The organism is Streptomyces sp. MNU76 (genome assembly GCF_020982545.1).
GTDB lineage: Bacteria > Actinomycetota > Actinomycetes > Streptomycetales > Streptomycetaceae > Streptomyces.
This window is the reverse complement of record NZ_JAJKLK010000009.1, coordinates 120,664-135,020: the sequence shown is the minus strand read 5'-3', so window position 1 is coordinate 135,020 and position 14,357 is coordinate 120,664. Positions and strand designations below refer to the sequence as shown.

Annotated in this window: 10 protein-coding genes, 1 tRNA gene and 1 other RNA gene; 9 read left to right on the top strand and 3 right to left on the bottom strand. The window is 70.4% G+C overall.

The window, feature by feature from the left end:
* Positions 1–5: 5 nt before the first annotated feature.
* The 4 genes from E4N62_RS22970 (at position 6) to E4N62_RS22955 (ending at position 4,696) form a co-directional block, all read left to right on the top strand.
* On the top strand, positions 6–1,769 hold the full coding sequence (locus tag E4N62_RS22970; protein ID WP_230217245.1) for a site-specific integrase: 1,764 nt from the start codon (positions 6–8) through the stop codon (positions 1,767–1,769).
* A 55-nt stretch (positions 1,770–1,824) separates the two neighbouring features.
* Positions 1,825–2,337: a hypothetical protein gene (locus tag E4N62_RS22965; protein ID WP_230217243.1), complete on the top strand. Its 513-nt coding sequence runs from the start codon at positions 1,825–1,827 to the stop codon at positions 2,335–2,337.
* A gap of 190 nt (positions 2,338–2,527) precedes the next feature.
* A complete protein-coding gene (locus E4N62_RS22960; protein ID WP_230217241.1) occupies positions 2,528–3,580 on the top strand; it encodes a hypothetical protein in 1,053 nt (350 codons plus the stop codon).
* A 456-nt stretch (positions 3,581–4,036) separates the two neighbouring features.
* Positions 4,037–4,696, top strand: a complete 660-nt coding sequence (locus E4N62_RS22955; protein WP_230217239.1) for a hypothetical protein — start codon at positions 4,037–4,039, stop codon at positions 4,694–4,696.
* On the opposite strand, the gene E4N62_RS22950 is transcribed toward E4N62_RS22955, so the two are convergent.
* The 3 genes from E4N62_RS22950 to E4N62_RS22940 all read right to left on the bottom strand — a co-directional run bounded on the left by E4N62_RS22950 (position 4,653) and on the right by E4N62_RS22940 (position 7,469).
* Entirely contained in the window at positions 4,653–5,402 is a 750-nt protein-coding gene (locus E4N62_RS22950; protein WP_230217237.1) for a PaeR7I family type II restriction endonuclease, read from the bottom strand. The two genes, E4N62_RS22955 and E4N62_RS22950, sit on opposite strands and share 44 nt — an antisense overlap.
* A 26-nt stretch (positions 5,403–5,428) precedes the next feature.
* The gene (locus tag E4N62_RS22945) at positions 5,429–7,060 is read right to left on the bottom strand and encodes an Eco57I restriction-modification methylase domain-containing protein (RefSeq protein WP_230217235.1); all 1,632 of its coding nucleotides are present in this window, start codon (positions 7,058–7,060) and stop codon (positions 5,429–5,431) included.
* Positions 7,061–7,381: 321 nt separating this feature from the next.
* Positions 7,382–7,469 (bottom strand) — tRNA-Ser (locus E4N62_RS22940).
* Between the two features lie 130 nt (positions 7,470–7,599).
* On the opposite strand from E4N62_RS22940, the gene ffs reads away from it, so the two are divergent.
* The 5 genes from ffs (at position 7,600) to E4N62_RS22920 (ending at position 14,191) form a co-directional block, all read left to right on the top strand.
* Positions 7,600–7,696: signal recognition particle sRNA small type (gene ffs, locus E4N62_RS22935), an RNA gene on the top strand.
* A 45-nt stretch (positions 7,697–7,741) separates the two neighbouring features.
* The gene (locus tag E4N62_RS22930; protein ID WP_374117043.1) at positions 7,742–9,664 is read left to right on the top strand and encodes a DNA polymerase III subunit gamma and tau; all 1,923 of its coding nucleotides are present in this window, start codon (positions 7,742–7,744) and stop codon (positions 9,662–9,664) included.
* A complete protein-coding gene (locus E4N62_RS49565; protein ID WP_374117042.1) occupies positions 9,661–10,251 on the top strand; it encodes a DNA polymerase III subunit gamma/tau in 591 nt (196 codons plus the stop codon). The genes E4N62_RS22930 and E4N62_RS49565 overlap by 4 nt, the downstream gene beginning before the upstream one ends.
* A gap of 114 nt (positions 10,252–10,365) precedes the next feature.
* Positions 10,366–11,619 (top strand): phosphoribosylamine--glycine ligase, encoded by a 1,254-nt coding sequence (gene purD / locus E4N62_RS22925; protein ID WP_230217233.1) that lies wholly within the window; start codon positions 10,366–10,368, stop codon positions 11,617–11,619.
* A 526-nt stretch (positions 11,620–12,145) separates the two neighbouring features.
* Positions 12,146–14,191 (top strand): hypothetical protein, encoded by a 2,046-nt coding sequence (locus tag E4N62_RS22920; RefSeq protein WP_230217231.1) that lies wholly within the window; start codon positions 12,146–12,148, stop codon positions 14,189–14,191.
* Positions 14,192–14,357: the final 166 nt, after the last annotated feature.

Genomic DNA, 14,357 nt, shown 5'->3' with positions numbered 1-14,357 from the left:
CGCGCATGGCAAAGCCCAAGAAGCCCAGCACGTCCCGCCAGCCCAACGGCGCCTCGTCCATCTACCTCGGCAAGGACGGACGCTGGCACGGCCGCGTCACCGTCGGCGTCAAGGACGACGGCACCCCTGACCGCCGCCACGTCAGCCGCAAGACGCGTGCTGAGGTCACGAAGGTTGTGCGCGAACTGGAGAAGCAGCGCGACTCCACCGGCGTTGCCAAGGCCGGCCAGACCTGGACGGTCCAAACATGGCTGACCCACTGGGTCGAGAACATCGCCGCGCCCAGCGTCGGCGAGAACACCATCGACGGCTACCGCGTGGCCGTCTACCACCACCTCATCCCCGGCCTGGGCGCCCACCGCCTGGAGAAGCTGGAAGCGGAGCACCTGGAGCGCTTCTACCGGAAGATGCAGGCGAACGGCAGCGCCGCCGGCACCGCCCACCAGGCGCACCGCACCCTTCGTACCGCGCTCAACGAAGCTGTGCGCCGTGGGCACGCTGTCCGGAATCCGGCGACGACCGCGAAGGCACCGCGTCTGGAAGAGGACGAAGTCGAGCCGTACTCGGTCGAGGAGGTCAAGAGCCTCTTGGCGGAGGCGGGAAAGCACCGCAATGCGGCCCGCTGGGTCATCGCCCTCGCGCTCGGTCTTCGTCAGGGCGAGGCCCTCGGCATGCAGTGGGCCGACATTGACTTCGAGCTCGGAGTCATCCGTGTCCGACGGGGCCGCCTCCGGCCCCGTTACGAGCACGGCTGTGGCAACCGCTGCGGGCGCAAGCCCGGCTACTGCCCGCAGAAGATCAACGTCCGGCGTGAGACCAAGAGCGTGAAATCACGAGCCGGTCAGCGGCCTATCGGCGTTCCGGACGAGCTGATGGCCCTGCTCCGCCGGCACAAGGAGGACCAGGGCCAAGAGCGCGCTCTCGCTCGGGACCTCTGGACGGAGAAGGGGTACGTCTTCACCTCGCCGGTCGGCGAACCCTTGAACCCAAACACCGACTTTCACCGGTGGAAGGACCTTCTGAAGGCGGCGGGGGTGCGCGACGGCCGCCTTCACGACGCCCGCCATACGGCGGCCACGGTCCTGCTCATCCTCGGGATCTCCGACGCCGTCGTCGACAGCATCATGGGCTGGGAGTCCGGGAAGTCCGCTCGGATGCGCCGCCGCTACCAGCACATGACCGGCCCCGTCCTGCAGCAGACCGCCGCCAAGATCGGAGCGTTGCTCTGGGCCGTGCCTGCGGACGTCGCGGAGGAGGCTGGCTCCCGTGCCGCCGTGCGCTCCGGCCCTGCCGCGGTCGACTCAACGGTCTACCTCGCCGACCTCGGCGGCCGACGCTTGGCCTTCGCCGCCCGCCAGCACGCGGAGCGAGTGGTTGCCCAGTGGAGCGAGGACCGGCCCGGCCAGTCTGCACAGGTCGAGGAGATGGGGCGGGAACGCTGGGAGGCGGGAGGCGGAGCCCAGCTCATCCGCCACGAGATTCCCGACCGCCGGATGGTGCACCACGCTCATGCCGTGTTCCTGACGGGAGGTGAACGGCTCAACGTCGGAAGTCCTGCCCGATGGTCGACGTGGGCGTGGGACTTCGAGCCCGATCTGTACACGGACCTGCCGGTGCGCTGGCACACTTCTCGTCGGCCAGGCCAGGAGATCGAGGCCCACGTGCGTGGCACGGACGAGGACGCGGTCTCGTCGGCCTATGGGGAGGCGTGCGCTCAGGCAGTGGACCGGGCGCGGAATTCCGCCACGTACGGCGATGGGCAGAGTTAGCGGCCCGCAGCGCGGAAGAACGCGCCGCGAAGAAGAGCAATGGAGGCCCCACAGCATGAAGTACAAGAACGAAGCCGAGATCATGCGCGCACTCGGTATCGACACCTGGAGACACCTCTCTAAGGAGAAGGCGGTCAGGTTCGCGGCCATGATGCCTGACATGGACACCGAAGTGGCCATGAAGATCGTCGAACAGTTCCCCGAGTTCAGGAAGTTTGCCACGGATGCTTTCGGCGCCATCGAGAAGGCCCACGAGGCCACTCTCGCGGACGGCAGGCATAGCCTGGATCAGGTTTACCAGGCCCTCCGGGAGAACCGGGAGATCTTCGAGCGGGAACTCCACAGGGGCGAGCTGACCTGGGAGCAGCGGAAGCACCTCCTCGAACTCATCCAGGAAACGGCAAGACTTGCTTCTCAGAAGGACACCGAGCACAAGCGCCACGTGGACGGGCTACTGAAGAAGACCATGGTTGGTGTTGGTTCCGCGCTCGCTCTCGGTGTGGTCTTCGTCGGAGGCCGGATCCTGGCCCAAGGCAAGGAAGCACCCGATGACTCCGGGGAGTTGTGAGACCCGGCGGGCGGCTCCGGTCCGTGATCTCGGTGACCGTCTCATCGACCGGGCCGCGCTGGGCTACAACCCCCCCCCCGCTGAGCGCGGGGGCGTTGTCAGTGGTGTGCGTCAGACTCGGAACACGGCACACACCCGTGCCGGCCGTCTGTCCACGCACCTCGCTCCTCTCCACCCGCAAGGAACGGTCATGGCACATCTGCACAAGCAGTTCGACGACCTGCTTACCCTTATCAACGTAGATCCCGACGTCCTCACGGCGACGCGCGAACGTCTCGCGCTGGCCCGCAAGTTGGCCGAGCAGCACCCCGAGGGCCGTACGTCGTACAGTTCGGGTTCGATCCCCGTTGGCACCCACATTCAGCCGCACGCGGGAGCGGTCAGCGACGGGGACGGCGGGATCATCCTGGACCGCGTCCGGCACCCGGAGCTCGGTCCTGACGGCGATTGGGAGGCCCCGCACGCCGTCACCGACGAACTCGTCGCGTTCATCGGTCCGAGGCTCCGCGACCCGGAGCGCACCCCGTCCTACCCCAAGGCGCGGGTGTGCACGTCCCGGCGGGGCCTCAAGATTCACTTCGGCGCTCCGGTCAACGGCACGGGTGTCACGGTCGATCTCATCGTGGCGCTGCGCCGCCGCGAGGGGCGCGGGCTGTGGATCCCCGACCTGGAGCGGGCCCCCGGCTCCAAGAAGGCTTGGAGTGCCAGCGACCCCCAGGGCCACGTGGAACTGCTGACGTCCGGCGCCGACGCCCTGCGGCGCACCCGGCGCCGCGCCATCCGCATCCTCAAGGCGTGGAATGCTCAGGCCACGAAGCCGGGCTTCTCCTCACACCAACTCTCCGTCTGGGCTTACGAGTTCGTCGAGCCGAGAATGGGCCTCGTCAGCGCCGTCCACACGGTGCTGCTGGAGGCCGCCCTGCGCCTTCAGCGCGGCGAGCCGACAAAGGATCCGCGCTCCGTCTCGCCCGACCTCAAGCCGCTGATCCCCGACGCGGATGCCGAGCGGCGGCTACGGGTCGCCGCCGACAGGCTCGCGAAGGCCATCGCCGACCCCGACGACATTGACACGGTGACGGAGGTCCTGGAGCACCTCTTCCCCAAGACGATGCGTGAACGCGAGCACGCCTTCTCCGCCGCCTCCACGCCCCTGAGCACCACCGCCAGCCTCGGTCTCGCGGGAGCGAGCCTGCTCCTGCCCAAGACGCGCTCGTGGCAGGAGGACACGGCCGTTGAGTGGTGACCGGCGTCCCGCACGCCGTCCTTGGTTCGCCCGTCCCATGGCCCGCACCGAGCTGCTGACCGGGATGCGCTCAACGGGGCTCGACGTGCGCGAGGTGGACAGGCCCGCCGACTTCGCGTCCGGGTTCACCATCCAGGTCTACCCGCACGTGCGGATCCTGCCCTTACACAGTCTCCGCATCGTCTTCGCCCCCGGCGATCCGGCAGCCCCCCCGCGTCCACGCACGCGGACCCGACTGCCCCGCCCACCGCAACCCCGACGGTTCCCTGTGCCTCTGGTACCCGAAGGACGCGCCCTCGCGCCGGTGGTCGCCCGGTGACGGCGGGCGGGTCCTCGTCGCGATCATCGTCCGCCATCTGCGATGGGAATCTGCCTATCGTGCCACCAACATCTGGCCGGGCTTCGAAGCACCCCACGGCCACGGTTCGCCGGGCCTCGACGAACAGGACCACATCATTGGCTGACGCGATCAAAGTCTTCGGCCCCTACGCCGCCGTTTTCGCCGCACTCGTGACCGGCCTCGTCCTCGGCGTCCAGGCGCGGATTGGCCGTCGCGCCCAGCTGCAGGAGCGGAAGCAGGAATTGTTCGCGAGCGCGTACCAGGCGAGCATCCAGTACGCGGAGATGGCTTACGCCGTGCGGCGCCGCCGCGCGGACGCTGCCGCCGAGGAGCGGGTCCGCCTGTCGGAGCAGCTGCGAGAGATCCAGTCCAGACTGACCTGGCACGAGGCGTGGGTCCGCTTCGAGGCTCCGGAGGTGGGCGCCGCGTACGACGAACTCGTCGCCCGCACCCGGACAGTGGCCGGGCAGAGCATGAAGGATGCGTGGCAATCGCCCCCTGTGGCGGACGACCCGGCGATGGTGATCCCGACGTCGGTCGTCGACCTGCGGGCGCTGGCGGATGTCCGCGAGCGATACATGGCCGCAGTGGAAGCGCACCTTCGCCCCGGGGCCGGTCCCGCCGCCTCCTCCCGCGCCCGCCCCGCGTCCTGCCGCCTCCTCCCGTGCCCGCTCCCGCGCCCGGTACTGGCCCTGGACCTACGTGATCACCGACGCCCTCGGACGGCTCGATTCAGTGTGTCAATGCGTCGAATACATCGTCCGGCAGCGTCTTGACGTAGGCGATGCGTGCACGGATGGCTGCCTCGAGATTGGCCAACGACAAGCTCACCGACGGCTCGATAAAGTGTTCGCTGCCCGCCTCGGCGGTGAGTAGCGCAGCAGCGTCGTAGTTGCCCTCCTTGACCATGCGTTCGAAGAAGATCTTGTACCGCCCTATGTACGACGCCCCCTCGAAGACTGGGTCCGGCGGGAACGGCATGTTCTTGGGCAACTCGACCTTGGTCAGTGATTTCGGCGCGCGTTCTACGAGCATGATGAAACCGAACCAGGGCTTCAGCTTGCCGAACAGGCCGCGCTCTGCGGCCATCTGGGAGTCGGCCGCGAGCCCGAGGGCTTCCTCCGTCCGGTTGTTGAAGTTGTTGCTGAACGAGGGGCCTCGCTGGGACTTGAACTCCAGCGCCGCGATCAGGGAGCCGCGGTAGAGCACCAGGAGATCCCAGTTCTTCGCCGGTCGAAAGTACGCCGGCAGATGGTTGTGACCGGTCGTGCGCACCTCAAGGCTGATGTCAGGATCGGCGCGCCAAATTTTCGCCACGACTTCCTGCATCGCGTCCATCTGCTTGCCGCCGGTGACGGCTGCGCGATTGCCGGTGTCCTTGACCCCGGTCGCTTGACCCTGCTTCGCGGCCTGTAGGTCCAGGCCCTTCCAGTAACCGAGAACAGCGGCGCGCCAGGTCTCGACAGGTGTCAGATCGCTCATGGCCCCCTCTTCTTCTTTCCGAATATTCAGATGCTGCCGACGGGCAGCCCGTACGCTTCTTCGGCCGCACGCGTCGCAGCCGCCCTGTCGCCGGCGCGGAACGCGTCACGGAGCCTGGAGGCGATGTCGTCAGGGATTGTGTCGGGGCGCGGAACGGCGATCTTCCGTAGGTACTGCGCCTGGAACCGCAGCGTGCCGCCACGCATCTTCACGCCATAGGCGCTCACGAAAGCCTCTGCAATCCGAGACAGCAGCAGCCCGCCGAGCACTTCCATATCCCACGACGACGAGACGATGTAGTACAGGTTGTGGTGCGGGTAATAGCCGCCCGGCTCCAGTACTGGTGTGATCTGGGCTTTCATGTCCTGAAGGAGCAGCTTCGGCCGCTCGGCGAGGCCCGGGTAGACCTTGTCGATGGTGCGGTGCCAGGTGCTCGGGTTCTTCCTTGCGACGAAGCGCTGCTTGACGTTCGGGTGCGACGCGAGCGCGGCCGCGAACTTCGGGTAGTCCGCGGGATCCACGAGCCTGCCCTCGCCGTCCCACGGGTTCAGCAGCATCTTCGAAGGCGTCGTGAGGCGACCTGTACGGATGTCGTCGGCCATGACGATGGGCGTCAGCCGATCTTGCTCGATGTCGTTGCCAGCCTCTGGGCTGATGATGTAAGCCTTGTCAGCTCCAGTCGCGACCCCGATGCTGATCTTCGTCGTGCCGTCTGCTTCAAGCGTCGGGAACGTCTCCTGTAGGTGCTCCAGCACCTTGATGGTGTGAGGAGATCCTGTGGGCCAGAAGTCGTCGGTGTCGAACCAGCTCGGAAGGCGCGCGCCTTCCCAGCCCTGGCCCGAAGCCTCCTCCACCCCGCTCTGCACAAACGACAGAGTTTCGCTCGCGGAGGCCGCTCCAAACGCGCCAGTGGTGTCGATGAACGTGGCGCTGCCCTGCTTGGAGTTGGCCAGTACAGTGATCGCCGGATAGGCCGAGACCTCTGCTTCAAATGCGTCCACGTCGTGCATCTGCCACACCGACTCGACCGCGTAGCGTGAGGTCACGAGACCCCGTAGGTGCTTCCCGTAGGCATTTCGCATCCAACGGTCCGCGCAGATGAACCCGACCTTCCCGTCGCTCGCGAGCATGGACAGCGAACGCTCGTAGAAGCCCACGTAGATGTCCGCCCGCCCACGCATCGTCCGCCATGTCTTGCGATAGGCGGCTTCGGTCTCGTCATCGAGATCTTCGGTGCGGATGTAGGGCGGGTTGCCGATCACGAAATCGACAGCCGTCGGTACGTCGTCGAGAAGGAAGTCGCCGTGACGCAGCCAGCCTGCAGACAGGGCTTGGGCTTGTGCAGGACTTGCCCCAGCGGCTTGGAGCATGTCCGTCGACTTCTTGCGGCAGGCAGTGACGTGCTCGTGCTGCAGATCAAGACCGTACAGACAGTCAGCCAGCTCTGACAGTTCCGTGCCATGGACCTTTGCAGACTCGAGCAGTCGCTCCAGTATGGGGACGAAGAACGCTCCAGATCCGATCGACGGCTCAACGAGCTTCATCTGGGCGAGGTCTCTGTCTACGGTGTAGCCGACCAGATCGAGAATCGTCTCGACGACCCATCGACGGGTGAAGACCTCGCCGTACTCGACCTCGTCGGGGGCGGCTGCAGCCATGCGTTCCTCTCGTCCTGGCTCACTGAACGAGCCTCACCTCAAGGCTATCTGTGGGCACCCCCGCCAGAGGACCTCCCGCAACTGCTCGGATGCGTGGCTCCATGGCGGCCCAGCGGAGTCCAGCCTCCGTGTGCCTCCGGCAACAGGCACGTGGCGCAGGAGAGCCCCCGACTGGGCCTCGGACTCACCCGCACCACAGGCGTGGTCGCGCATGTTCATGACCGTCCAGTAGCCCCAACTGAGACCAAAACTGAGACCACGCACGTCGAAGGGCCCCACCGCGAACGGTGGGGCCCTTCGACATCGTGCCCGGTGAGGCACTGGCGGAGGATACGAGATTCGAACTCGTGAGGGGTTGCCCCCAACACGCTTTCCAAGCGTGCGCCCTAGGCCTCTAGGCGAATCCTCCGTCGGAAACATTACATGACGGCGGAGGGTGCTTGCGAACTCGTTCGAGGGCCGGTGATCAAGGTGCGGGCGATGTGGGGGCGAGGGGTGGGGAGGCGGGTCGGCGGTCCCCGGGGATCGGGTAGGCTGGGGTCAGCCCCTCACGCGGCGCTATCTGACTGAACTCCCCCAGGGCCGGAAGGCAGCAAGGGTAGGTTGGCTCTGGCGGGTGCGTGAGGGGTCTTCGTCGTCTCGGGCGCCGGGTTGTCAGTGGGCGCCTATAACCTCGTATGCGTGTCGTCTCTCGCGCTGTACCGCCGTTATCGCCCGGAGTCGTTCGCCGAGGTCATCGGGCAGGAGCATGTCACCGACCCGCTGCAGCAGGCGTTGCGGAACAACCGGGTCAATCACGCGTACCTGTTCAGCGGGCCGCGCGGGTGCGGGAAGACGACCAGCGCGCGCATCCTGGCCCGCTGTCTGAACTGCGAGCAGGGCCCCACCCCCACGCCGTGCGGTGAGTGCCAGTCCTGCCAGGACCTCGCCCGCAACGGACCGGGGTCGATCGACGTCATCGAGATCGACGCCGCCTCGCACGGTGGCGTGGACGACGCCCGTGAGCTGCGGGAGAAGGCCTTCTTCGGACCCGCGAGCAGCCGGTACAAGATCTACATCATCGACGAGGCCCACATGGTCACGTCGGCCGGTTTCAACGCGCTGCTGAAGGTCGTCGAGGAGCCGCCGGAGCACCTCAAGTTCATCTTCGCGACCACCGAGCCCGAGAAGGTCATCGGGACCATCCGGTCGCGCACCCACCACTATCCGTTCCGGCTCGTCCCGCCCGGCACGCTCCGCGAGTACCTCGGCGAGGTCTGCGGCAAGGAGAAGATCCCGGTCGAGGAGGGTGTCCTCCCCCTGGTCGTGCGCGCCGGAGCCGGCTCCGTGCGTGACTCGATGTCCGTCATGGACCAACTGCTGGCGGGCGCGACGGACGAGGGCGTGACCTACGCCATGGCCACATCGCTGCTCGGCTACACGGACGGGTCGTTGCTCGACTCGGTCGTCGAGGCCTTCGCCGCCGGGGACGGGGCCGCGGCCTTCGAGGTCGTCGACCACGTCATCGAGGGTGGCAACGACCCGCGGCGGTTCGTCGCCGACCTGCTGGAGCGGCTGCGGGACCTGGTGATCCTGGCCGCCGTGCCGGACGCCATCGACAAGGGCCTCATCGATGCTCCGGCCGAGGTCCTGGAGCGGATGCGGGCCCAGGCCGGCGTCTTCGGCGCCGCCGAGCTCAGCCGCGCCGCCGACCTCGTCAACGAGGGCCTCACCGAGATGCGCGGCGCCAACTCGCCCCGCCTCCAGCTCGAACTGATCTGCGCCCGGGTACTCCTCCCCGCCACCTACGGCGACGAACGGTCCGTCATGGCCCGCCTGGACCGCCTGGAACGAGGGGTGAACTTCTCCGGCGGCGGCTCGGCGCCAGCCATGGGTTACGTGCCCGGGCCCGACGCGCACGGGGGAGCGGCCCAGCCCGTGGGCATGGCTGCGCGTCCGCAGGCCCCCTCGGCTCCGCACGGCGCCCAGGCTCCGGCCGTCGCGCAGGTTCCGCCGGGCGGTGGGCCCGCGGCGGCTCGGGCCGCGGTTCGCGGTGCGGGGGCCGGATCCACTCCCGGTTCCGGTCACGGCGGCGGAGCACAGGGCGCGCAGGGTGCCGGCCACGGCCCCGTTCCCGGCTCGGGTTCGAATTCGGGTTCGGGTTCGGGTTCGGACGGGTACGGCTCCGGCGGCGCCGCCGGAGCACCGGCAGCCGGCCCGGCCGCACCCCACGAGGGTGCGCCCGTCGCCCCGGCCGCCGCTGCGAGCGGTGCCCTGCCGGGCCCCACCACTCCCGCGCACGCCCAGCCGAGCGCGGGTTCCACGCCCCCGCCCACCCCAACGCGACGGGCGCCCCGGTGGCGCCGCTCCCGGCTCCTGGCCCACCCGGCCGCCGCGGGCAGCGGCCGCCGACCCGGCGGATGGCCGACCGCCGCGCCCGCCGGTGGCGGCTCCGCGCCCGGCGCCCAGTCCGTGCCCACCCCGGCCCGGCCGCACCCGCGGCCGCGCCCCCGGCGTACGCCCAGCCCGCTCCTCCGCGGCGGGCCCGACCCCGGCCACCTCCTACAACCCGGCCCCGGCGGACCCGACCCCGCACGCTCTGGCCCAACATCCTGGAGACGGTGAAGAACCGCCGCCGCTTCACCTGGATCCTCCTCAGCCAGAACGCCCACGTGGCCGGCTTCGACGGCACCACCCTGCAGATCGGCTTCGTCAACGCGGGCGCCCGCGACAACTTCGCGAGCAGCGGCAGCGAGGACGTCCTGCGCGCGGCCCTGGCCGAGCAGTTCAACGTGCACTGGAAGATCGAGGCCGTCATCGACACCTCGGGCGGCTCGGCCCCACCGGCCACCCCCGGTGGATACGGGTCTCCCGCCCCGGCCGCAGGCGGTTACGGAGGCGGCGGCTACGGCGGTGGCGCGGGCGCCGGTGGCTACGGCGGCTCCCCGGCCCCGTCCTCCCGCCCCGGCCCGCCCCAGGCGTCGGCCCCTCCTCCCGCCCGGCATCCCCGGTACGGCCGCGCCCCACCAGTCGGCCCCGGCTGCTCAGCCCGCCGCCCCGTGGCGCCCCGGCTCCCGAGCCCCGCCCGTCTCCCCGAGGACGACATCCCCGAGGACGACGATCCCGACCTCGACGAGACCGCCCTCTCCGGCCACGACCTGATCGTGCGCGAGCTGGGCGCGACGGTGATCGAGGAGATCGCGAACGAGTAGCGAAACGAGCAGCGAGGGGCGCCGCGCCGCGAGTCGTACGATCCGACAAGCCCTCGCCGTCCCACCCTTCGGAAGCCCCCACAAAGCCCCCCCCCCTCCGGCTAGGCTGACCCCGTGAAGGTCCTCGTCATTGGTACCGGTGCTCGTGAGCACGCGCTGTGCCGTTCGCTGTCCCTCGACCCCGATGTCACCGCACTCCACTGCGCCCCCGGCAACGCGGGCACCGCGGAGGTGGCCGAGTCGCACGCGGTCGACGCCCTGGACGGCGCCGCCGTGGCCGCGCTGGCCACGCGGCTGGAGGCCGACCTGGTGGTCGTGGGCCCGGAGGCCCCGCTGGTCGCGGGTGTCGCCGACGCCGTGCGCGAGGCGGGCATCCCGGTGTTCGGTCCGTCCGGCGAGGCCGCGCAGCTGGAGGGCTCCAAGGCCTTCGCCAAGGAGGTCATGGCAGGGGCCGGCGTGCCCACCGCCCGGTCGTACGTCTGCACGACGGCCGAGGAGATCGACGAGGCGCTGGACGCCTTCGGCGCGCCGTACGTCGTGAAGGACGACGGGCTCGCGGCCGGCAAGGGTGTCGTCGTGACGGCGGACCTCACCCAGGCCCGCGAGCACGCGCTCGCCTGCGGCCGGGTCGTCATCGAGGAGTTCCTGGACGGCCCCGAGGTCTCCCTCTTCGCGATCACCGACGGCGTGACCGTCGTCCCCCTCCAGCCCGCGCAGGACTTCAAGCGCGCGCTCGACGGCGACGAGGGCCCCAACACCGGCGGCATGGGCGCGTACTCGCCGCTCCCGTGGGCCGATCCGAAGCTGGTCGACGAGGTTCTGGAGACCGTGCTCCAGCCGACCGTCGACGAGATGCGGCGCCGTGGCACCCCGTTCTCCGGCCTGCTCTACGCCGGGCTGGCGATCACCAGTCGAGGCGTACGGGTGATCGAGTTCAACGCCCGGTTCGGCGACCCGGAGACCCAGGTCGTCCTCGCCCGTCTCAAGACCCCGCTGGCCGGTGTCCTGCTCGCCGCCGCCAACGGCACCCTCGGCGACATCGAACCCCTGCGGTGGAGCGCCGACGCGGCCGTCACCGTGGTCGTGGCCTCGCACAACTACCCCGGCACGCCGCGCACCGGCGACCCCATCACCGGCCTCGACGAGGTCGCCGCGGTGGACGCCCCGCACGCGTACGTCCTGCACGCCGGCACCAAGCGCGCCGGTGACGACGTCGTCAGCGTCGGCGGTCGCGTCCTCTCCGTCACGGCCACCGGCAAGGACCTCACGCAGGCCCGCGACCGCGCCTACACCGCCGTGGCCCGCATCGGCCTGGAGGGCTCCCAGCACCGCTCGGACATCGCGGCGAAGGCGGCGGCCGAGGCGTGACGGGCGGACGTGTGACGGGCAGAGCGTGACCGGCCGAGGCGTGACCGGCTAGCCATTCCCTTGCCGGGCAAGCCGCTGGCTTGAAGGGCGCGCCGGCGACTTGCGGCGCCCCCCCGCACACACAACCGAACACATCCGCCCCCTTCGCGACATCCGCATGCGAAGCATCACCGACGGGTACGAACCTCAGGCCCCGGCGTCCCTCGGAGACCCCCAGGAACCCCTGGAAAATCCCTCGGAATCCGGGGCCCGATCCTTGCCCGGCGTCACTCACCTCTCCCCAAAGCCATTCCATCGAGTGAGCGATGGTCCATCCGGCTGACGGCGGCCGGGCCCCCAACTAGGGTGCGGCGCAAGCGTTCCGGCACTTGGCCCACCGGCATTGCGATGTCAGTGGTGGGTGCCACAGTGGGGGAGTGAGCAACGTCAGGGCATTCGGCGGCGACCACTTCGACGAGCAGTCGTCGCAGTCGTCGCGGTGTGCGCCACACGGGACAGCAGGGGGTGACGTCGGGTCGTGACCGGTATGGCAGATGGTGAGGAGGCGGGCGCGCAGGCCGCGCGCTCCCGGGCCCTCGCCGTGCTGCGGGTCCGCAGCAGGGCGCTGGCCGTGGCATTGCTGCCCGCGGCGGCCGCCGTCGTCCTGCTGGCCGGCAGATCGACCGGCCGTCTGACCGGCCCGGGCTGGGCCATGGCGAGCTGGATGGTCTCCGGCCTCGCCGTCGTGGTGCTCCTCGCCGCCGTCGGTATCGCGCTCGTCGTCGCCCGCGCCCGGCCCGCCATGAGCCCCACGGTCTCGATCACCGAGCAGGCGGCCCCCGATCTCTACCGCCTGGTCCGGGACCTGGCAGACCGTCTGGACGTCCCGCACCCCTCCGCGATAGCGCTCACCCCGGACTGCGACAGCTGGCTGGAGGACCGCACCCACCCGTCCCACAGCTCGCCCGCGACCCGCGCGGGGACCGCCGGGCCCGAGTCGGCCGAGCGGGGCACCGGCGGCGCGGGCACCGACCGGGCCGACGAGATGACGGACGCCCGCGGATCCGCACCCGGCCTGCGCTCAGGTCTGGACTCGGGTCTGGACTCGGGTCTGAACTCGGGCCCGCGTCCAGGTGTGGAGCCCGGACTCTCCTCTCCCCGCCGACATCGCCCACCCACCGCCCCGGTGCTCGTCATCGGCTCACCCTTCCTGTGGTGGATGCGGGTCGGGGAGCTACGAGCGGTGCTGGCCCCGGTCGTCGCCGGTACGGGACCCTCGGCGCACCCGGACATAGCCGCGGCCCGCCGTTTCGTACGCGGACTGGACGCGGCCGTGGCCGTCACCTTGTCGCCGGCGCACGGCCCGCTCGTACGGTCGGTGCTGGCGGGGGTCGGCTGGGTCACCCGGCTGCTCCTGCGCGGCTGCCGGGGGCACGCGGCGGAGATGGAGCGCGGGGTCGCCGCCGCGGCGGCCGAGCGTGCACAGGCTGTGGACTACGGTCTGCGGATCGTCGCCCAGGAGCAGGTCGGCCTGGCCTACGCGGGCTGGGACCGCCTCCTCACCCGGGTCGCGCTGCCCGCCTGGCGGATGGGGCGCTGGCCGTCCCGTCTGGACGCGGGTGTCGTCGCCGCGCTCACGGAGCTGTCCCGCCGCGACCGCCTGGCCGAGGGCTTCGCCTCCCGGCTCGGTGAGCGCCCCGCCTGCGACCTCCTCGAGGAGCCCGGCACGGTCGACGAGGCCGCGTCCCTCCTCGCGGCCCGCCTCTTCCACGGCGGCCCCGCCGAGTCCGGCGCCGACTGGTCCCCGGTCGACTGGCACGAGTACCCGGACGAGGTCGTGGACCGCAAATGGCGCACCGACGCGGCCCGCCTCCACCGCGTCCTCGACACCCTGGGCGTCAGCCACACCGCGAGCGACCCGAGCCCGGACCCCACCGGCCCGGCCCCGGGCGGTCCCACTCTCTCCCGGGTCCTGAACCACCTGACGACCCTGACGGGCCCCACCCCGACTCAGGCCCCCGACCCGGCGCGCGAACACAACCCCGCCCAGGAACCGAACCGGCACCACATATCCCACCTCGGCGACGACGGCCACGACGGCACAGGCGTCGATGCTGACCACGGCCACGGCCACGGCCACGGCGACCTCGGTGAGGACGACGACGAACCCGGTCTCGCCAACGCCCGGTCCGCAGGCCTCGCCGCCGCGCTGACCGCCGAGTTGGCGCGGGAGGAGGCCACGGCCCCGGCTCCCGCGCCCCCCGCGGGCGGCGGCGCCGAGGCGCAGGGACCGGATCGGGCGCTGTGGGACGACGAACTGCTGCCGCTGTTCCCGATGCAGCCACCCCGCACGGGCCGTGAGCTGTTGGCCGAGCACGTCACCGCGATGGTCTGCTGCGCGGCGATGGACACAGCGGGCGCGACCCCGGGCCTGGACTGGCTGGACGGCCCCTCGCTCCTGGTCGGCGGCGAACGAGCGGCCGACCTCGCCCCCAGGGTGCTGACCCTCGTGGAGGACGGCGACCCCGTCCCCCTCCGCGACTGGCTCCGCCGCCTCGGCGTCCGTCCGGAGAAACCGGTCCGCCTGGTCTGAGGCATGGGACGGCTGATGCGCGGGATGGTCCGCAGCACGGGATGGTCTGGCGAACGGCTGAACCACCCCGGCCGCCCACACCCCCGCCCACCCGAGCCAACTCCCCACCCGGAGCCCTCTGTTCCACTCTCGCCACACTCTCGCCAATTAGCAACGAACGGTGACG